19 protein-coding genes are annotated in these 19109 nt (G+C 67.3%); 11 read left to right on the top strand and 8 right to left on the bottom strand.

All coding sequences use genetic code 11. From position 1 onward, the window contains the following. Positions 1–66 precede the first annotated feature (66 nt). Positions 67–2346, bottom strand: coding sequence for a helicase-associated domain-containing protein (locus tag BAY61_RS28245; RefSeq protein WP_091803357.1), 2280 nt, complete (start codon positions 2344–2346; stop codon positions 67–69). Between the two features lie 75 nt (positions 2347–2421). On the opposite strand from BAY61_RS28245, the gene BAY61_RS28240 reads away from it, so the two are divergent. The 4 genes from BAY61_RS28240 (at position 2422) to BAY61_RS28225 (ending at position 5541) form a co-directional block, all read left to right on the top strand. Beyond that, positions 2422–2616 carry a hypothetical protein gene (locus BAY61_RS28240; protein ID WP_091803931.1) on the top strand — a complete coding sequence of 65 codons (195 nt, stop codon included), beginning with the start codon at positions 2422–2424 and terminating at the stop codon, positions 2614–2616. 101 nt (positions 2617–2717) lie between these two features. Continuing rightward, on the top strand, positions 2718–4127 hold the full coding sequence (locus BAY61_RS28235) for an NAD-dependent malic enzyme (RefSeq protein ID WP_091803360.1): 1410 nt from the start codon (positions 2718–2720) through the stop codon (positions 4125–4127). After that, positions 4124–4603, top strand: coding sequence for a cyclic pyranopterin monophosphate synthase MoaC (gene moaC / locus BAY61_RS28230; RefSeq protein WP_091803363.1), 480 nt, complete (start codon positions 4124–4126; stop codon positions 4601–4603). The genes BAY61_RS28235 and moaC overlap by 4 nt, the downstream gene beginning before the upstream one ends. Continuing rightward, complete coding sequence (locus tag BAY61_RS28225; protein WP_091803366.1) at positions 4600–5541, top strand: molybdenum cofactor biosynthesis protein MoaE; 942 nt, start codon at positions 4600–4602, stop codon at positions 5539–5541. The genes moaC and BAY61_RS28225 overlap by 4 nt, the downstream gene beginning before the upstream one ends. A 195-nt stretch (positions 5542–5736) precedes the next feature. Here BAY61_RS28225 and BAY61_RS28220 read toward each other — a convergent pair whose 3' ends face one another. The 3 genes from BAY61_RS28220 to moaA form a co-directional block, all read right to left on the bottom strand. Continuing rightward, a complete protein-coding gene (locus BAY61_RS28220) occupies positions 5737–6393 on the bottom strand; it encodes a transglycosylase family protein (protein ID WP_091803369.1) in 657 nt (218 codons plus the stop codon). Between the two features lie 727 nt (positions 6394–7120). Then, the gene (locus BAY61_RS28215) at positions 7121–7387 is read right to left on the bottom strand and encodes a MoaD/ThiS family protein (protein WP_275935814.1); all 267 of its coding nucleotides are present in this window, start codon (positions 7385–7387) and stop codon (positions 7121–7123) included. A gap of 255 nt (positions 7388–7642) precedes the next feature. Continuing rightward, complete coding sequence (moaA, locus tag BAY61_RS28210; protein ID WP_091803934.1) at positions 7643–8707, bottom strand: GTP 3',8-cyclase MoaA; 1065 nt, start codon at positions 8705–8707, stop codon at positions 7643–7645. 103 nt (positions 8708–8810) lie between these two features. Here moaA and BAY61_RS28205 point away from each other — a divergent pair, with 103 nt between their 5' ends. The 6 genes from BAY61_RS28205 to BAY61_RS28180 are packed head-to-tail and all read left to right on the top strand — an operon-like array spanning position 8811 to position 13538. Next, a complete protein-coding gene (locus BAY61_RS28205) occupies positions 8811–9215 on the top strand; it encodes a TOBE domain-containing protein (RefSeq protein ID WP_091803375.1) in 405 nt (134 codons plus the stop codon). Then, the gene (modA, locus tag BAY61_RS28200; RefSeq protein WP_091803377.1) at positions 9212–9964 is read left to right on the top strand and encodes a molybdate ABC transporter substrate-binding protein; all 753 of its coding nucleotides are present in this window, start codon (positions 9212–9214) and stop codon (positions 9962–9964) included. The genes BAY61_RS28205 and modA overlap by 4 nt, the downstream gene beginning before the upstream one ends. Beyond that, a complete protein-coding gene (locus BAY61_RS28195; RefSeq protein ID WP_091803382.1) occupies positions 9951–10802 on the top strand; it encodes an ABC transporter permease in 852 nt (283 codons plus the stop codon). Before modA ends, BAY61_RS28195 begins: the two co-directional genes overlap by 14 nt. Next, positions 10799–11893 carry a sulfate/molybdate ABC transporter ATP-binding protein gene (locus BAY61_RS28190; protein ID WP_091803385.1) on the top strand — a complete coding sequence of 365 codons (1095 nt, stop codon included), beginning with the start codon at positions 10799–10801 and terminating at the stop codon, positions 11891–11893. The genes BAY61_RS28195 and BAY61_RS28190 overlap by 4 nt, the downstream gene beginning before the upstream one ends. Positions 11894–11902: 9 nt before the next feature. After that, complete coding sequence (locus BAY61_RS28185; protein WP_091803388.1) at positions 11903–12697, top strand: HAD-IIA family hydrolase; 795 nt, start codon at positions 11903–11905, stop codon at positions 12695–12697. 37 nt (positions 12698–12734) lie between these two features. After that, positions 12735–13538: a metallophosphoesterase gene (locus tag BAY61_RS28180; protein WP_091803391.1), complete on the top strand. Its 804-nt coding sequence runs from the start codon at positions 12735–12737 to the stop codon at positions 13536–13538. Positions 13539–13544: 6 nt separating this feature from the next. On the opposite strand, the gene BAY61_RS28175 is transcribed toward BAY61_RS28180, so the two are convergent. Together BAY61_RS28175 and BAY61_RS28170 are read right to left on the bottom strand one after the other, a co-directional pair. Then, positions 13545–13946 carry a YccF domain-containing protein gene (locus BAY61_RS28175; RefSeq protein ID WP_091803394.1) on the bottom strand — a complete coding sequence of 134 codons (402 nt, stop codon included), beginning with the start codon at positions 13944–13946 and terminating at the stop codon, positions 13545–13547. A 117-nt stretch (positions 13947–14063) separates the two neighbouring features. Beyond that, entirely contained in the window at positions 14064–15461 is a 1398-nt protein-coding gene (locus BAY61_RS28170; RefSeq protein WP_245865504.1) for an MFS transporter, read from the bottom strand. Between the two features lie 276 nt (positions 15462–15737). Between BAY61_RS28170 and BAY61_RS28165 the strand changes: the two genes are divergently transcribed. Next, positions 15738–17405 carry an AMP-binding protein gene (locus BAY61_RS28165; RefSeq protein WP_091803396.1) on the top strand — a complete coding sequence of 556 codons (1668 nt, stop codon included), beginning with the start codon at positions 15738–15740 and terminating at the stop codon, positions 17403–17405. 51 nt (positions 17406–17456) lie between these two features. Here the strand turns inward: BAY61_RS28165 and BAY61_RS28160 are convergent, their stop codons facing one another. Both BAY61_RS28160 and BAY61_RS28155 read right to left on the bottom strand, forming a co-directional pair. Beyond that, positions 17457–18422 (bottom strand): R2-like ligand-binding oxidase, encoded by a 966-nt coding sequence (locus tag BAY61_RS28160; RefSeq protein ID WP_091803399.1) that lies wholly within the window; start codon positions 18420–18422, stop codon positions 17457–17459. Between the two features lie 8 nt (positions 18423–18430). Then, complete coding sequence (locus tag BAY61_RS28155) at positions 18431–19033, bottom strand: TetR/AcrR family transcriptional regulator (protein WP_091803402.1); 603 nt, start codon at positions 19031–19033, stop codon at positions 18431–18433. Positions 19034–19109 lie beyond the last annotated feature (76 nt).

The following is a 19109-nucleotide window of genomic DNA, read 5'->3' as shown; positions in this document are numbered from 1 at the left end:
TCCCTCGCTTCCGGAAAACGGCAGCAAAGCTCCCTTGCTTCATTTGCGGTGGCGCCGAGGCCGCTGTTATTCGTCTTCGACGAGGGCGGCGGAGGTGATGCGGTGAAGTGGGTAGCGTTCGTTTTCCGAGCTCTCCAGCATCCCGCCGCCGACGCGAACCGGGGTCACCACGCGTTGTCTCGCGGTGCCGTGCGAGTCGACGAACCCGATCCACACCTCGCGCTGTTCGCGCGTGGCCCGCGCCAGCAGCGCCAGTGTCGCCGAGGTGTCCGCCCCGCCACCGGCGGGAAGCCGGACGACGGTCCCTCTTCTGCTGCTCGCCGCGCGGTCGCCCGCACGTAGATGGGTGATGACAGCCGCGAGTTGCTCGGCGCTGATGGCACCCGGCTCGCTGATCCTGCGCACCTGTCTGCCCCGCGACGGTATGCGTCGGCCACTCGGTCGGAGGTCGAGCGTTCGCCCGTCGGGACCTTCCGCCGCAGGCGCGAACCCCACCGCCCTGAGCCCGTCCAGCATCTCAGCCAGCGGATAGGGGCTCACCAGCACGGTCGGGGCGATCTTGCGCAGCTCGTACCGCGAGGCGACCTGATTGCTCATGACCTCGGCCAGCAGCACCTCGTCGTCGCAGCGCAGGAACGCGGCCGCGGCACCACCTCGCAGCCGCCCGTGCCGCCGGGACACGTCGTCGATGAGGTATTCCAGCGATTGCGGAACCGGCGTCGCCGACCGTGTCCGGAACAGTTCTTGCAGTTCGGAGGCCGTCTTGCCGCTGTCGAGTGCCCTGCGCACCGACGACTCCGTGACCCGGTAGACAGTCGCGTGACCCGCCGACTCCACATCGGCGACGGCCATGATCTCCGTCGCGAGTTCGGGTTCGAGTGGGCCGGGTGCCACGACGGTCAGGTCCGCCTGCACCAGCACGTGCCCCACCGGGCGCGGCATGGCATCCGCCATCGCGGCTGCCGCGCCGTGTGGGTCGTCGGCGAGCAAAGCCGCGGAGGCCGAAGTCAACGCGCCCAGCGCGACGGCGCCGATCGCGGTGGCTTCCGCCATCGCCCAGCGCACCGTCTCGTCCCTGAGCCGCCCGCCCCTGCGGGGAGCGCGCCACGCAAGCAGCGCGACCAGTTCGTCGACACTCTTGACCCCGGCGCCCTCTGGAAGATCGGCGAGAACGGTGAGCACCCTGCGCCGCCCCGCAGGCGCGAGTGGCCTCCTCAAGTCCTCCGACAGCGGAGCGAGCGCCTTGTCCTTCGCGTCGCGTTCACCAGCCAGCCCCGGCAGCCGCGGCAGGTCGAGCCACGCTTGAGCGAGCGTGAGCCAGCGACCCGAAGGCGGAGAGGCCAGCCACGAATCGGTCAGTGTCGTCGGCACCCACTCGGAACTCACCTCCTCGCTGGTCGCGACGAGTCCGGCACCGGCAAGCAACTCGACGAGCAGCGTCGCCCTCGTGTCGTCCGCGTCCAGCTCGCGGGCGATCCTGCGTAGTTCCCTGACGCCGAGCCCGCCCGACTTCAGCACGGGGGACGGCTGCGTGGACCAGAGCCGGAGCAGGGTTTCGGCGTGCCGCAGGAACTCCATCGCCTCACCGGCGGCCGCCTGATCCACTGTGGACTGCTGATGCGGGCTCACCGGCAATTCCGGCTCGGTCAGCACGTCGCCGGGATGGACGACACCGCCCCGCAACACGATCCCCAGCTCGGCAGGCAGTTCGACGGTCTGATCGTCACGCCGCCGCAACAACCTCCTCGCCAGCAGCTTCTGGACGGGTGTCGTCGCGGAGGCGAGCGGAACGTCGAGCGCGGCGTCCTTCGTGCGGCCGATGGGCGGGCCCCCGGCGAGCGTGCGCAGCAACGCCCGCTCGTCGTCTCCGACCTCCGCGAGCGCGGGATCGAGTTCGGCCGGTTCGAGCGCGGGCGCCGTCGTCCCCAAACCGGCGGGGTACGGCCCGAACACCTCGCGGGCAGCGGGGGCGACGCTCAGCTCATCGGCCGTCCCCCAGACGAGGGCGAGGCCGCGAAGGGCATCGAGGGCGGAGCTGATGGCGGTGAGCCTGCGTGCCTCGGCGTGCGGATCCGCTTCCTGGCCGCCGATGAGCCCGGCAAGATCCTGTTCGCTCACCGGCTCGGCGTCGGCGCCTGCCACCAGCAGGCATTCCAGTACGGCGATGGTCGCGGTGTCCAGGTTTTCGCAGGCGCGGGCTATCGACCCCGCGGTACCCGCGCGAGTCGCCAACACGCCGGAATCGGCGGGTGGCGGAGTCGCGAGATCACGCCGGGCACGCAGCAGTGCGGTCAGCATGTCGTCGGTGGCCGAGCGTAGCCATTCCGCGAGCGTGGGTGCGGCCATTGCCAACCACGATATCCCGTGCGTGATGCCATCAGGCACACTGTGGTCATCGTTGGTCGAAGTGTGGAGGACGACGTGGCGAAGGGCGACAGCCGGAACAGCAAGCGGATCGACCCGACTTGGCCCGAGGCACCAGAAGGAGAGAAGCACTCCGTTTCCGAACTCGCGGCTGACCGGCAGGGTGCGCTCTCGCCGTTCGGCGAGGTGACGTTCCCACTGCCCGCGGTTCCGTACGAGCACCCCGAAACGGTCATCAACAACGCGCCGTAGGGGTTACCCGCGGGTCACCGGTCCTGGCCGTCGGTGGTCCCGGTCACGGGACTAGTGTTTTCCCCGTATCCGGCCGTTTTTTCGATGCGGGGGTAGTGCACATGCCGGTTCCCGGCCCCGGTTATTCCATCACCGTGCGACTTGAGGCACCGCCCTCTGCAAGCGCGGCCGGCGATTTGACCACGGCGATTGGCCAGGTCGGCGGGGTGCTCACGGCGTTCGACATCGTCGAGTCCCATTCCGATGCCATCGTCGTCGACATCACGGCCAACGTCTCGTCGGCCGATCACGCCGAGGACATGACGAAGGCGCTCAACGCGCTTTCCGGCGTGAACGTCAGGAAGGTTTCCGATCGAACCTTCCTGATGCACCTCGGTGGCAAGCTCGAAGTCAACCCCAAAGTCGCGCTGCGCAACAGGGACGATCTCTCCCGCGCCTACACGCCCGGCGTCGCGAGGGTCTGTCAGGCCATCGCCGCCAACCCCGATGACGCCCGCAGGCTCACCATCAAGCGCAACACCGTCGCGGTCGTCACCGACGGTTCCGCCGTTCTCGGGCTCGGCAACATCGGCCCAGCGGCCGCGTTGCCGGTGATGGAGGGAAAGGCGGCGCTGTTCAAGAAGTTCGCGGGCGTCGACGCGTGGCCGGTGTGTCTCGACACCCAGGACACCGAGGAGATCATCCGCATCGTCAAGGCGCTCGCCCCTGTCTACGCGGGTATCAACCTTGAGGACATCGCCGCGCCGAGGTGCTTCGAGATCGAGGCGAGACTGCGCGAGCAGCTCGACATCCCCGTCTTCCATGACGACCAGCACGGAACGGCCATCGTGGTGGTCGCCGCGCTGCGCAACGCGCTGCGCGTGGTGAACAAGCCGATCGAGAAGTGCAGGATCGTCGTCAGCGGAGTCGGGGCGGCCGGGTCGGCCATCATCCGGCTGCTGCTGCGCAAGTCGCCTGCCGACATCATCGCCGCCGACATCGACGGCATCGTGCACCCCGGCCGGTCCAATCTCGACGACAGTCTCGGCTGGGTCGCCGAGCACACCAACAAGGACAACGTGTCGGGCACTCTGCACGACGCGCTCGTCGGCGCGGACGTGTTCATCGGCGTTTCCGCGCCGAACCTCTTCGGAGCCGAACAGGTCGCGACCATGGCCGACGACGCCGTCGTCTTCGCGCTCGCCAACCCCGACCCTGAGATCGACCCGCTCGAAGCGCAGAAACACGCCGCCGTCGTCGCGACCGGACGCAGCGACTACCCGAACCAGATCAACAACGTACTGGCGTTCCCAGGGGTGTTCCGCGGTCTGCTCGACGCCCAAGCGCACCACATCGACGACGACATGCTGCTCGCGGCGGCCAATGCCATCGCCGACGTCGTCGACGACAGGCTCAACGCGTCGTTCATCGTGCCGAGCGTCTTCGACGCCGCCGTCGCTCCAGCCGTCGCCGACGCCGTCAAGACGGCCGCGCAGAAAGAAGCGAAGGAAGAAGTAGCCTCGACGTCGTGAGTGAACTGAGCCACGTCGACGAGAAGGGCACCGCCCGCATGGTCGACGTCTCCGCGAAGGCGGTCACCGCGCGCACGGCGGTGGCCAGTGGCAGGGTGCGCACCACGGCGGAGGTGCTCGGCCTGCTTTCGGCTGGCGGCCTCCCCAAAGGGGACGCGCTGGCCACGGCCAGAATCGCAGGCGTCATGGGAGCGAAGCGCACGTCGGAACTGATCCCGTTGTGCCATCAGATCGCGCTGACCAAGGTCGACATCGAGTTCGAGCTGGAACCCGACAGCGTGCACATCACGGCGACCGCGCGCACCAGCGACCGCACCGGCGTCGAGATGGAAGCACTCACCGCGGTCGCCGTCGCCGGACTCACCCTGCACGACATGATCAAGGCGGTCGACCCCGCCGCGACGCTCGACGGGGTACGTCTTGAGACCAAGGACGGCGGAAAGACAGGAAGCTGGCGGCGAGAGGACGACGCATGACGCGCACAGCCAGGGTGATCGTGGCTTCGAACAGGGCAGCCGCGGGAGTGTATGCCGACCAGACCGGACCGATCATCGCGAAATGGCTGACCGAGCGCTCCTACGACGTGCCGGAGCCGCTTGTGGTCGCCGACGGTGAGCCGGTCGCGAGGGCGCTGCGGGAGAGCCTTGCCGACGGCGTCGACGTCATCATCACGACCGGCGGAACCGGAATCTCGCCTACCGATCGCACTCCGGAAGCCACAGCCGGACTGCTGGAACTCGAACTTCCCGGTCTCGCCGACGCCGTACGCGCGGCAGGGCGGGACAAAGTGCCGGCCGCGATGCTCTCGCGCGGCACGGCGGGTGTCGCGGGCAGCACGCTGATCGTCAACCTTCCCGGTTCTCGCGGTGGGGTCAACGACGGGCTCGACGTGCTTGCCGACGTGCTCGACCACGCGGTCGACCAGCTCGCCGGCGGAGATCACCCGAGGAACGCCGAACCGGTCACTCCTCCTGACAGCGGTGGCGCCCCCGCGAGGGTCGCGCTCGCCCAGGTGACGGAGACCGAGTTGTCCGTCGACGAGCATGCCCAGCTCGTCAGGGACGCCGGTGCCGGCGCGGTCGTCTCCTTCGGCGGGGTCGTTCGCGACCACGACGACGGCCGGTCGGTCACGTCGTTGTTCTACGAGGGGCACCCGAGCGCGGGCGAGGTGCTTGCCAGGGTCGTCGCCGAGGTCGCCGGGCACAGGCCCGGACTGCGCGCGGTCGCCGTGAGCCACCGGCTCGGCGCTCTTGAGATCGGCGACGTGGCGCTGGCCTGCGCGGTTGCCGCCGACCACCGCGCCGAGGCGTTCGCAGCCTGTGCGGAGCTCGTCGACGAGGTGAAGGCCAGGCTGCCGGTGTGGAAGCACCAGAAGTTCACCGATGGCACCGACGAGTGGGTCAACTCGCCCTGACGACTGTTCGAAACGCGCTGACTCCGCTGACCGAAGCGCTGGGCGCTTCCGGTGTCGGCGAATCAGCAGACCCCTGGAATGGGCGAGGGCCCCACCGTCCGGGGGACACGGTGGGGCCCTCGCGTGCCGGCGATGATCGGGAAATCAGCCGGCACCCGCGCCATTGTGTTGCTGACGCATCTGACCGCTAACGGGTCACTTGGTCGCGATCTGCTGACCAACCAGGATGTAGTCGGCGTTCGAGATGAAACCGTCGTTCAGCTCGACCAGCTTCTCGTAGCCGCCCTCGACACCCTTTTCAGTGGCGATCTTGGTCAGGGTGTCGCCCGCCTTGACGGTGTAGTCACCGTCCGGGTTCGACTTCGCGACACCGGTCGGAGCAGGTGCGGGAGCCTCGACCGGGGCCGGAGCCTGGTAGGTCTCGGCGGGGGCGCTTTCCTGCACCGGCTCGGAGTAGGTCTGCGCGCCATCGGTGTTGGTGCCCTGGTAGCTGGCGCCGGAACCGGCCTGCGCGCCACACGTCGGCCACGCGCCGATGCCCTGACCCTGAAGGACGCGCTCCGCGACGGCAATCTGCTCTTCGCGGGAAGCGTCGGCGGCGCTGCCTGAGCCGCCATATGCCTGCCAGGTGCTCGGGGAGAACTGGAGACCACCCTGGTAACCGTTGCCGGTGTCGATGCTCCAGTTGCCGCCACTCTCGCACTGCGCGATGGCGTCCCAGTTGACGCTGTCGGCCTGCGCGGGGGTCGCAGCGATAGCGAGTGGGGCGCCGACCGCCAGGCCCGCAACAGCGACGCGAGCAATCTGACGGGAAGCGGCGGAGGTCTTACGGTGCTTGCCTCGATAAGCCATTTTTGACTCGGTCTCTGTCTTCCGCGCCTCCGCGCAGCGAGGCAGGTCGCATGGACCTGGCCGACTCGCAAGCCGGCACACATCGCCTACGGCTCCGTTTCCTCTCGTCCCAGTCCGGAAGTTTCTTTCGCTCGGGGTTTGGTTCCGGGTTTCCGCCGGACTGGGTGCGGCGCAACGGAATCCCGGGTGTTGCTCTGGTCGGTCGGGGCCAACCGAGAAGCGACGGTACGTAACGACGAGCGGGTTCGGAAAACTTTAAGCACGTGACCTAGATCACAGTAACAACGCGCAACCTTGAGCGATTCCAGAGTTTTCGCAGGTCAGATTGTCGTTATCGAGCCGTTTCCTAGTCGAGATATTTCACGGAAAGTGAGGCTTGTGTCACGTCGTTTGCGCTCGAATGCTCCGTTTGTGACGGCCACTTGGCGCGGCGAATGGGGGCCGTGCGCCGCGTGCGCCGACCCGGAAACCGTTCCAGCAGACGGTGATCAGGGGACCACGATGCGCATTTCGGCGACATCCGTCACCGACCCTGAGCCGAGGAATGGCGACACTCGGGTACCCGGCTTGTCGGCTCGCAACCTGAAGAACGTCGCCCTACCGGTTCTGACGAACAACTTCGCCCTCAAGAACCGCCTGAACAGCGAGAATACTCTCGCGCCCTGCCCCTTCCGGGGAACACGAGAAAGTGGGGCGCGACCACGCCAAAGCGTGATGCCGCCGCGGGTCAGCCGCCCGCGAACGGTGGCAGCACGTCCAGTTCCGCCCCGTCGGGGAGTTCCCGAGTGATGTCGCGGACCGCGATCCCGTCGAGGAGGAAGCTGGCGGCGTCGAGCACCCTCGGCAGCTCGGCGGGGTGCAGCAGCCTCAGTTCGGCAATGGCGTCCTCCACGGACGCGCCGGGGCTGAGCTGGAGGAATTCCTCTTCGACCCCTGCCGCGGCTCGTGCGGAGGCGAAGTAACGGACCAGCACCGTTGTCGCGTGTTGTTCCACCTTCTCGATCGCGGCGGAGCCGTTGCCCCTGCCGCCTGCCGGAGCGTCCGGCACGATCGGACCGCTGGTTTCACTGGCTGCGCGCGGACTGGACTGTGTCATGCGACATCCGTTTCACGTCGTCGGCGCTCCACCGCTGCCTCGCGATCGTGGAGCTTCCCCAGGCAAGCCTAGTTGTTGTGCTGAGCGCATCGGCACCGTCATCGGCGGTCCGTCCCGTCGCGCGAATGCGGATCTCGGCGTCCGGGGCGCGGGTCAGCCGCCGATGGCGCTCATCGGCCGGATCGGCTGCGCGAAGCCCGCCTCGTTGATCTCGTGGCCCGCGAGCTTTCCCCACATGGCGCCGCGCCAAGCCTCCGCGATGTCCTCGTCCGACGCGCCACCGCGGAGGAGGCCGCGAAGGTCCGTCTCGGTCGTGGAGAAAAGGCAGGAGCGGACCGCGCCGTCCGCGGTGAGCCGCGTGCGCTCGCAGGCTCCGCAGAACGGCCTGCTGACCGAAGGGATGACCCCGACCTCACCTGGCCCGCCGTCGACGAGCCAGCGTTCGGCCGGCGCCCCGCCGCGTTCGGCAGGGCTCGGAGTTAGCGTGAACTCGGCGCCGAGCAGGTCGAGTATTTCGTCGGCGGTGATCATTTCCTGCCGGTTCCATCCGTGCTGGGCGTCGAGCGGCATCTGCTCGATGAACCGCAACCGGTAGTCGTTGTCGAGCGCGAACCGCAACAGTCCCGCGGCTTCGTGATCGTTGACCCCCCTGATGAGCACCGCGTTGATCTTGACAGGCGTGAGTCCTGCCGCGTGTGCCTCGGCGAGCGCGTCGAGCACGTGCCGCAACCGGTCTCGCCGCGTGATGCGCTCGAAGGTGGCCCTTTCGATCGAGTCGAGGGACACGTTGATGCGGTCGAGCCCCGCCTCGGCGAATGCCTTGGCGCGCTTGGCGAAACCGATGCCGTTCGTTGTCATCGACAGCTTCGGTCGCGGTTCGAGCGAGGCCATTCCGGCCACCAGCTTCTCAAGGTTCGGCCGCAAGAGCGGTTCGCCGCCGGTGAGCCGGATGTCGGTGACTCCCAGCAGTCGCACCGCGATGCCCATGAGCCGGAGTAGTTCCTCGTCGCCGAGCAGTTCGTCGCCCGGCATCCAATCAAGGCCCTCGGCCGGCATGCAGTAGGTGCAGCGCAGATTGCACTTGTCCGTCAAGGAGACCCGGAGGTCGGTCGCGACCCTGCCGAACGTGTCGATGAGCGCGGGGTTGTCAGGGCGCGGTGCGCTCGCCATCGCGTGCCTGCCTGGGACCCGGGGCGTCCCGAGTTCTACCGCTGTCATCCACCCCAGCGTAGTGCCGGAACAGGGCAAGTTGTGAGGTTCGTTGTACACAAGATCGCCGGCGCCATGGCTTTTCCGCGACTGCGGAGATAATCTCCAGGATATGCCGCATTTTCGGTTCTCGGAAGCAGCGAGATTGCTGGGCGTCAGCGACGACACGGTGCGCCGGTGGGTCAAGTCGGGGCAACTCACCGCCGGTGAGGACTCGTCAGGACGCAAGGTCGTCGACGGCGCCGAACTAGCCGCCTTCGCGCGCCGCCAGGCCGAGGAAGCTCCTGACCCCTCCGATGTCGGCAGGTCGGCGCGCAACCGGTTCGTCGGCCTCGTAACGGACGTCGTCGCCGACACCGTCATGGCCAAGGTGGAGATCCAATGCGGACCACATCGCGTCGTATCGCTGATGAGCGCCGAGGCGGTGCGAGAACTCGGGCTCGCGCCGGGGGTGCTCGCGGTGGCCGTCGTCAAGGCGACCCAGGTGATCGTCGAAACTCCTGGAGGTTCCCAATGAGGTCCCGGCTCGCGGCCGTCCTCGGCGCCGTCCTCGTCACCTCCGCGTGCGGCGCCGCCTCACAAGGAGGACAAGGTGACGGCACGACGCTGAACGTCTTCGCGGCGGCCTCGCTCACCGAATCGTTCGGCGTGCTTGAGAAACGATTCGAGGACGACAACCCCGGCGTCGACGTCAAACTCAACCTCGCCGGTTCGTCGAAGCTCGTCCAGCAGATCCAGGAGGGCGCGCCTGCCGACGTGTTCGCATCGGCCGACGAGAAGAACATGGACAAGGCGGTGGAGTCCGGTGACGTCGAGGGCGAGCCGACCGTTTTCGCGACCAACACGCTGACGATCGCGGTGCCGAAGGGCAATCCCAAGGGGATCACGTCCTTCGCGGATCTCGCGAAGGAAGACCTGACCGTCATCGTGTGCGCGCCGCAGGTGCCCTGCGGCTCGGCGACGGAGAAGGTCGAGCAGGCCGCGGGCGTCGCTCTTTCGCCGGCGAGCGAGGAGCAGGACGTGAAGGCGGTACTGACCAAGGTCGAGGCGGGTGAGGCCGACGCGGGGCTCGTCTACGTGACGGACGTCAACGGCAGGAACGTCGACCACGTCGACTTCCCCGAGGCGGACGAGGCGGTCAACCGGTATCCGATCGCCGTGCTCGCCGGCTCCTCGGAATCCGACCTCGCGGCGCGGTTCACGGAACTCGTCCTCGGCGAGGCGGGCAGGCAGGAACTCGGCAAGGCCGGTTTTGGCTCGCCGTAATCGCCGTTCGGTTCCGTGGGTGCTGTGGATCCCGGCATCCGTCGCACTCGCGCTCGTCGTGCTTCCCGTTGTCGGGCTGCTCGTGCGTACCGACTTCGCGCGGCTGCCCGAACTGCTCACCTCCACCGCCTCGCTGAACGCACTTCGGCTGTCGCTCGTGACCGCCGTGCTGTCCACTGTGGCCTGTGTGCTGCTCGGGGTGCCGCTCGCCGTCGTGCTTGCCAGATCGAGTGGGCCACTCGTCCGCCTGCTGCGAGCGGTGGTGTTGCTGCCGCTCGTGCTTCCTCCCGTCGTCGGTGGCCTCGCCCTGCTGTTCCTGCTTGGCCGCAACGGGTTTCTCGGCTACCTGCTCGACGTGACCGCGGGGGTACGGATCCCCTTCACGACCGCGGCCGTCGTGATCGCGCAGACGTTCGTCGCGATGCCTTTTCTCGTGGTGAGCCTCGAAGGCGCGCTGCGTAATTCCGGCGATCGCTACGAACAGGTCGCCGCGACGCTCGGTGCGCGGCCGTGGCTCGTGTTCAGGAGGGTGACGCTGCCGCTGCTGCTACCCGCCCTCGGCTCGGGCGCTGTGCTCAGTTTCGCGAGGGCGCTCGGTGAATTCGGCGCCACGATCACCTTCGCCGGCAGTCTCGAAGGGGTCACGCGCACCTTGCCGCTTGAGGTCTACAACCAGGCCGAGGCCGACATCGACAGCGCCGTCGCGCTGGCGTTGCTGCTCGTTGTCGTCGCGATACTGGTGATAGCCGTCGCGAGGCCGCGGGCGCTTGAGGGCGCCGGAGCCGACCGCGGTGACAGCCGTAGCGGCAAGCGGCGGACGAGGAAGGTGCGCGCGTGACACTGCACGCCGACATCGAGGTCGAGAGGGGCGAGTTCACCCTTTCCGTCGGCTTCGACGTGCCGAGAGGCACCGTGCTCGCCGTGCTCGGCCCCAACGGCTCAGGCAAGTCGACGGTGTTGAACAGCCTTGCCGGGCTGTTGCTCCCCGACCGAGGTGTCATCACGTTCGGCGACCGGACGCTCACCAGGACGCCCAAGGTGCACGTGCCTGCCCATGATCGTGCCGTAGGCCTGCTGGCCCAGGAGGCTTTGCTCTTTCCTCACCTTTCCGTCGTCGACAACGTCGCCTTCGCGCCGAGGGCGGCAGGCAAGTCGACGGCCAGCGCGAGAGCGGTGGCGCGACGCTGGCTGTCCGAAGTGGATGCGGAGGAGTTCGAGGCGAGGAAGCCTTCGCAATTGTCGGGAGGCCAGGCTCAGCGGGTCGCCGTCGCTCGCGCCCTCGCTGGAGAACCCGACCTGCTGCTGCTCGACGAGCCCTTCGCGGCGCTGGACGTCGACGCGGCACCCGCCGTGCGCGGGCTGCTCCGAAGGGTGCTGAGGGCCGAGGACAACAGGCGGGCGACGGTGCTGGTCACCCACGACCCGCTCGACGCGCTCGCGCTCGCCGACCACGTCATCGTGCTCTCCGGTGGAAGGATCGTCGAGCAGGGGCCGACGAGACAGGTGCTTTCGGCGCCCCGAACGCCGTTCACGGCGAGGATCGCGGGGCTGAACCTGGTAGAGGGCATCGCGAAACCCGAAGGTCTGCTCACCCGCTCCGGCGGTTCGATCAGCGGCGTCGCCGCGCCCGACGCGGTGACCGGCGAGCCTGCCGTCGCCGTTTTCGCTCCAGCCGCGGTGTCCGTCTACCCGGCCGGTTCGGCCGCGGCAGGCAGCCCGCGCAACACGGTCGCGGCCGTCGTCGGCGCGCTGGAGCCCTACGGGGCGGTCGTGCGACTGCGCGCCGTCGGCGGGCAGGACTGGGCTGACGGCCTCAGCGCGGATCTGACGCCTGCCGCCGTCGCCGAACTCGCACTCGAACCGGGCACTGCGGTCCGCCTTTCGGTGAAGGCCGCCTCGGTGACGATCCATCCCGTACTCGGCCAATAGGCTTGGGGCATGAGCGACCAGCGCTGGAACTACCTGACCGACATGGACGGCGTACTGGTGCACGAGGAACATCTCGTGCCCGGCGCGGACGAGTTTCTCGCCGAGCTACGTGCCAATGACGCCCGTTTTCTCGTGCTCACCAACAACTCGATCTACACTCCGCGTGACCTGCGGGCGAGGCTCGCGCGCAGCGGGCTGGACGTGCCTGAGGAATCGATTTGGACGTCGGCGCTCGCGACCGCCAAGTTCCTGCAAGATCAGCGGCCGGGAGGTTCGGCTTACGTCATCGGCGAGGCCGGGCTGACGACGGCGCTGCACGAGGTGGGCTACGTGCTCACCGACACCGACCCCGACTACGTCGTCCTCGGCGAGACCAGGACCTACAGCTTCACCGCCATCACGAGGGCGATCCGGCTGATCGAAGGCGGGGCGCGGTTCATCGCGACCAACCCCGATCCGACGGGCCCGAGCAGGGAAGGTCTGCTTCCCGCTACCGGTTCCATCGCCGCGCTCATCGAGCGGGCGACCAACCGTTCCCCTTATTACGTCGGCAAGCCGAATCCGCTGATGATGCGTTCGGCCCTGCGGTCACTCGGGGCGCATTCCGAGCACACGCTCATGATCGGTGACCGGATGGACACCGACGTGCATTCGGGAATCGAGGCGGGGTTGCAGACGATTCTGGTGCTCTCCGGCATTTCGACGAGGGAATCGGCCGACCGCTACCCATACCGGCCGACGCTGGTCGTCAATTCGATCGCCGACCTGGTCGGTCGTACGAAGGACCCGTTCGGGTCGGCCTGATCTTCGGGGGGTTGCCGCGAGGGCTTATCGTCGAACTGTGACGGAAGACCCCACGTTCGTCGTCGGTGACGTCCACGGGCACCGCGACGAACTGGCCGAGGCGCTGGCCAAGCGTGGTCTCGTCGACGAGTCGGGCGACTGGGCAGGCGGCAGTGCCCACCTGTGGTTTCTTGGCGACTTCGTCGACAGGGGCCCCGCGGGTATCGCCGCGATCGACCTGGTCAGAAAGCTGCAACGGCAAGCGCCCGATTCAGGCGGTTTCGTGGAGAGCCTGCTCGGCAATCACGAGATTCTGCTGCTCGGCATGTACAACTTCGGCGAAGAACCCGTGCCCTCCGATTTCGGACCGCGCAATTTCGCGAGAAGCTGGGAGATCAACGGCGGTCTCGCCGCTGATCAGGAGGAACTGACCGAGGAGCACGTGGAGTGGCTCGTCTCCCGCCCTGTGGTCGCGGTCGTCGCCGATCATCTGCTCGTCCATTCGGACACCCTGGAATACCTCGAATGGGGGGAAACGCCGGACGAGATCAACGGCGCCGTGCACGAGGTCCTTCGCGGCCAGGATCTCGCGAAGTGGTGGGAGGTCTGGCGGCGGATGACGACGCGGTATGCCTTCCGAGGCCCACACGGTCCTGACCTCGCCGACATCCTGCTCGCCCAGCTCGGCGGCAAGCGCGTCGTGCATGGGCACAGTGTTATCGCAGACCAGCTCGGCATCCATCCCTCCGAGATCGAGGCCCCCTACCTCTATGCCGGTGGCAAGGCGCTCGGCATCGACGGTGGTCTCTTCGTCGGCGGCCCCTGCCTCGTCGTCGAACTGCCGTGGGAGCCGGAAGACTGACGGCGATCAGGGCCTGACGGCTGCCGCCGCTGCTCCCGAAGCCGGCACGATCTCCCTGCCGAGTGGCAACAACGACACCGGGATCATCTTGAAGTTGCCGATGCCGAGCGGGATCCCGATGATCGTGACGCACAACAGGAACCCGGTGACGAGGTGGCCGATAGCCAGCCACCAGCCCGCGAAGATCAACCAGATCAGGTTGCCGATCAGCGAGGGCGCTCCCGCGTCGCGCCGGTCGGCGAGAGTGCGGCCGAACGGCCACAACGCGTAGTTGGCGATCCGGAACGACGCGAGCCCGAACGGGATCGTGACGATCAGGATGCAGCAGATGATCCCCGCGACGACGTAACCGATCGCCAGCCAGAATCCGGCGAGCACCAGCCAGATCACGTTCAGTAGCGTGCGCATGCCTTCATCGTCCCGGAAAACCGGGCGTGGTGCTCGTACGGCAGCTCTCCGGACACGGACGTTCCGGGACGGTGCCGGTCTGATGCGACCGGCACCGCCCGATCTCGTCGTGCGGGGTCAGCTCGTGGTGCGGCGCCCGCTGATGCGGGCCGCGAGCAGGCAGGCCGCGACGAGCCCTGCCGTCGCCAGCACGGAGCTGGCGACGAACGGATCGAAGCCCGACAGCGCTGGGGAGAACCCGGCGCCGATGTAGAGCGTGATTCCCGTCGAACCGCCGAGCTGGTCCGCTGCTCTTTGCACGCCGGAGGCGACTCCGGCGTCGTCCTCGGTCACTCCCGTGACGGCCGCGTACTGAAGGCCGACGAGCCCGAATCCCATGCCCGCCGCGATCAACACCATCGCGGGGAGCATGGCGGGAGCATTCGTACCGCTGCTCGCGGCGACGGCGATCGCGATCATCCCGAAGGCCGTCAGCGCGATACCGATGACGGCGCACGTCCTGGCTCCCCACCTGCCGATGAGGCGGGGAACGAATGTCACGGCCGCGACGAGCGCCACGGCGAGTGGCAGCAGCGCGACGCCCGCCTCAAGCGGGGTGAGACCGGCTCGTTCCTGCAAATGGAGAGTGAACAGCAGGAACGAGGTCGACAGCGCGGCGCTGAGCAGTGCCGTCGCGCCGTTGGCGAGCACCCTGCCCCGGTTGGCGAGGAACGAGGGCGGGACCAGCGGGTTTCGCGCCGTGCGTTCGACGACGACGAACAGCACGCCCGCCGTCACCGCCCCCGCCAATGCCGACGAGGCGAGCCACGGGGAGGCGTTCTCTTCTCCAGCCTCGATGACACCGAACACGAACAGCAACGGCGCCGCGGTGAGCAGGATCGAGCCGGGAACGTCCAACGACGTTCGCGCGACTCGCGTGTCCCTGGGGACGAGTACCAGGACGGCGCACATCACCACGACGATGAACGGGATGGCGATCAAGAAGATCCATCGCCAGCCGAGCAGTTCGGTGATGGTCCCTGACAGCACGAAGCCCAGCACCAGCCCGGTACTCGCCACCGCGGCCCACACACTCAGCGCACGGGTGCGCCGTGGTCCTTCCGGAAAGGCCAAGATGATCAGCGCCATCGCCGACGGCAGTGCCAGCGCCTCGCCGACGCCCTGGAGCAGGCGTGCCACGACCAGCAGCGGGAAGGTCGGCGCGAGCCCTGCCAGCAGCGAGGCCGCGCCGAACACCGAGGTGCCCGCGAGCAACACCCGCCGTTTGCCGAGCAGATCGCCGAGCCTGCCGCCCAGCATGAGCAGGCCGCCGCCGGTGATGGTGTAGCCGACGACGACCCAGGTCAGTCCGCGAGTGCCGACGTCGAAATGCGTGCCGATCGAAGGCAGGGCGATGTTGACGACCGTGACGTCGACGGCGATGAGGAACTGCAACATGGCAAGGCAGCCCAGCGTCAGCCACGGCCGCCGCCACGAGGACTCGCTCACGCGAGGGTCGCCGAGTTTGAGATTCACGAAAAAACGCTCCGTTGCTCGAAGAAGGAATCCGAGCAGCACGAAATGGCCGCTTCGGTCGGAAACCGGGGCGGCGGAACGTTCGGTTGATGAGCGCGCCGCCGCTAGAGGCGGTGCGTCCTCGTCACAGCGGCAGTGGCCGCAGCGGAAGCGCCAGACATGGAACGAAACGCTACCAGCCGCGTGCGACGAACCTCCATGTGCAGATGGCAGGCGGGGTGCCGGTGTTCCTACACTTCGGGCAAGACAGTCAACGCCGACGTCGAGGAGGCACCCATGTCGCCTGCGCCCGCTCTGCCAAGCTACGCATCAGGAATATCCGACGTCCCGCTGCTCGGCGACACGATCGGCGCCAACCTCGACCGGGCCGTCGCCGCCTTCGGGGACCGGGACGCGATGGTCGAGCGGGAAACCGGGAGAAGGTGGACCTACCGGCAGCTCGCGGCCGACGTCGACGCGCTCGCGCTCGGCCTGCTCGCGCGAGGGGTTGGCAAGGGCGACCGGGTCGGGATCTGGGCCCCGAACTGCGCCGAATGGATCCTCACCCAGTACGCGACGGCCAAGATCGGCGCGATTCTCGTCAACATCAACCCCGCTTACCGCGAACACGAGCTGGAATTCGTCCTCAACCAGGCTGGTATCGGCACGCTCGTCGCCGCCGCGAAGTTCAAAACCTCCGACTACGCCGGGATGATCGAATCGGTGCGACCGCGTTGCGAGCGACTGACCGACGTCGTACTGCTCGGAACGGAAAGCTGGCAGCGGCTGCTCACCTCCGGAAGGGAAGAAGCCGAACGCGGCGCAGCCCGGCTCGCCGAGATCGGTGAGCGGCTCAGTGCCGACGATCCGATCAACATCCAGTACACGTCGGGGACGACGGGGTTCCCGAAGGGCGCCACGCTGAGCCACCACAACATCCTCAACAACGGCTACTTCGTCGGCGAGCTGTGTGGTTACACCGAAGCCGACCGCATTTGCATTCCCGTGCCCTTCTATCACTGCTTCGGCATGGTGATGGGCAATCTCGCCGCGACGAGTCACGGCGCGTGCATGGTCATTCCCGCGCCGTCCTTCGACCCGAACGCGACGCTCGACGCCGTGCAGGCCGAGCGGTGCACGTCGCTGTACGGCGTGCCGACGATGTTCATCGCCGAACTGGCGGAGCCCGGCTTCGACTCGTTCGATCTCAGCAGTCTCCGAACGGGAATCATGGCCGGTTCGCCGTGTCCGGTCGAGGTCATGAAGCAGGTGATCGAGCGCATGGGCATGGCCGAGGTGTCCATTTGCTATGGGATGACGGAAACCTCGCCGGTGTCGACGCAGACAAGAAGTGACGATTCCGTCGAGCGCAGGGTGTCGACCGTCGGCAGGGTCGGGCCGCATCTCGAAACGAAGATCATCGACCCGGAAACGGGACTGACGGTGCCGCGTGGCGTGCCGGGAGAACTGTGCACGAGGGGATATTCGGTGATGCTGGGTTACTGGGAGGAGCCCGGCAAGACGAGCGAAGCCATCGACGCCGCGCGCTGGATGCACACCGGCGACCTGGCCGTGATGGACGAAGACGGGTACCTGAACATCACCGGCCGCATCAAGGACATGGTGATCAGGGGAGGGGAGAACGTGTATCCGCGCGAGGTCGAGGAATTCCTCTACACCCACCCCGACATTCTCGACGCGCAGGTGATCGGTGTTCCCGACGCTCGCTACGGCGAGGAACTGATGGTGTGGATCAGGATGCGGGAGGGGACGGCCGAACTCACCGCCGAGGACGTGCGCCGGTTTTGCGCGGACAAGCTCGCCCGCTACAAGATTCCGCGGTACGTCCACGTCGTCGACGAGTTTCCGATGACGGTGACGGGAAAGGTCAGGAAGGTCGAGATGCGGCAGCGTTCCATCGAACTGCTCGGCCTCGGCGACGCGGCACACACCAAGCACGCGTGATGTCAGTCCATTGTGGTGGATTTGTCACAGCCACCACAATGGACTGATCGGTCAGCTCTGTTCGGCGATGGCGGCGAACGCCCGCGCGTCCTCCTCGCCGAAGGTCTCCTCCAATTGTTCCGGCGTGTAGTCGAGGTCGATCGCGGCGACATCGGCGCCTCTCGCCGACTCGATCGCCCCGAGCCTTCGCTGTGCCCTGTCCGCCGCGTACTGCACGAATTCCTCGTTGTCGATGCCGAACGGCGGTTCGTCGAACTGGCTGTTGACCCACTCGATCATGCCGAGCGCGTGCGGAAGTAGTTCGCCCATGCGCTGCTGCACGACGTCCCACAGGGAGTCGTCGGCCGCGATGTGCCTGCGGCAGGTGAACGTTCCCCACGCCATGTGCCGTCTTTCGTCGTCACCGATGCGCCTGACGAGTTCCTGCATACCGGGAAGGATGTTCCGCGACGTGCACACCTTCTGCCACGCGTAGTAGCCGGTGAGCGCGAGGCTTCCCTCGATGACGTGGTTGTAGGTGACGCTGGCCCTGATCTGGTTGGCAGGGCTGGGATCGTGTTCGAGTACGTGCAGCGACTCAGGCAGTTCCTCGTAGAACAGTTTGCGGTAGTGGGGGTTCTCGGCGACGTAGGAGTGCAGGTCCTCGGTGAGGCCGACCGCGTCCATCCAGCGCCGGAAAACCTCCGTGTGCTTGGCTTCCTCGAAGCAGAACTGAGTCAGGTACATCTCGTCGGCGAGCCGTCCTTCCGCGGCCATCGCCTTCAGGAACGGCTGGATGTCCTCCGTGACGGCTTCCTCGCCCGCGATGAACTGCGCGCACAGGTAGGTCGCCGAGCGGCGCTGGTCGTCGTCGAGGGTTTCCCAATCCGCCTTGTCGGAGCTGAAATCGATGTCGGCGGGATTCCAGAACTTCGCGTTTCCCTTGACGAAGAGGCGAAGCGGGAACGAATCCCAGTTGAGCCCTCCCTTGCGCAGTGACTGAAATCCAGCCCGGTGGACTGCGACGGTGCCGGTCATGAGCTCTCCTAGTCACTCCTGTTGGACACTGTGGACGATCGGATGAGTGCCGCGATCACCGTGCGGACGTCCGAGGCCACTTCGGTCGCCGGACAGGTCTGCAATACGAGATGGCTCAGCGTGAGGCGCACCATGGTCTCCGCGACGAAAGCGGGATCGCCGAGTCCGGGAAGCCGATCGCGTAGGTGAGCCTCCGACACCTCGGTCGCCGCGCGAAGAATGGGCTCACCCCTCGTGGTGAGCAAGGGAACGAGATCTTCAGCGACCTCCGTGCCGAGTACCGCTGCGACGAGCCGGTTCTCCCTCGCGTGTTCGATCGTGAACACCGTCGCGTCGAAGATGCCGGTGAGCACATCGGGCGCGGCTTCGTGGCGCTGCTGGATGCCTTCGAGGAATTCCGCCGTCGTCCGAAGCGCGACGGCCTGCACCAGTGCCGATTTGCTGCCGAACTCGTTGTAGACCGTCTGCCTGCTGACGCCGACCTTGGTCGCGACGTCGGCCATGCGCAGCCGCGCGTAGCCCCGTTCCGGCAGCAGATCGGTCGCGGCGTCGAGTAGTTGTTCGCGTAGCGAAGCCCTGGTGCGTTCGGAGAAGCTGGTGACCTGCGACACACTTCATCTTGACACAGGTGGTTCCGGTGTCAAGGGGCTGGACGTGGTCATCCTGGCTGTCAACAGCTGCGGCCGG

Origin of the sequence: Prauserella marina (assembly GCF_002240355.1) — a bacterium.
Taxonomy (GTDB): domain Bacteria; phylum Actinomycetota; class Actinomycetes; order Mycobacteriales; family Pseudonocardiaceae; genus Prauserella_A; species Prauserella_A marina.
This window is presented reverse-complemented; position numbering and strand designations above follow the sequence as displayed.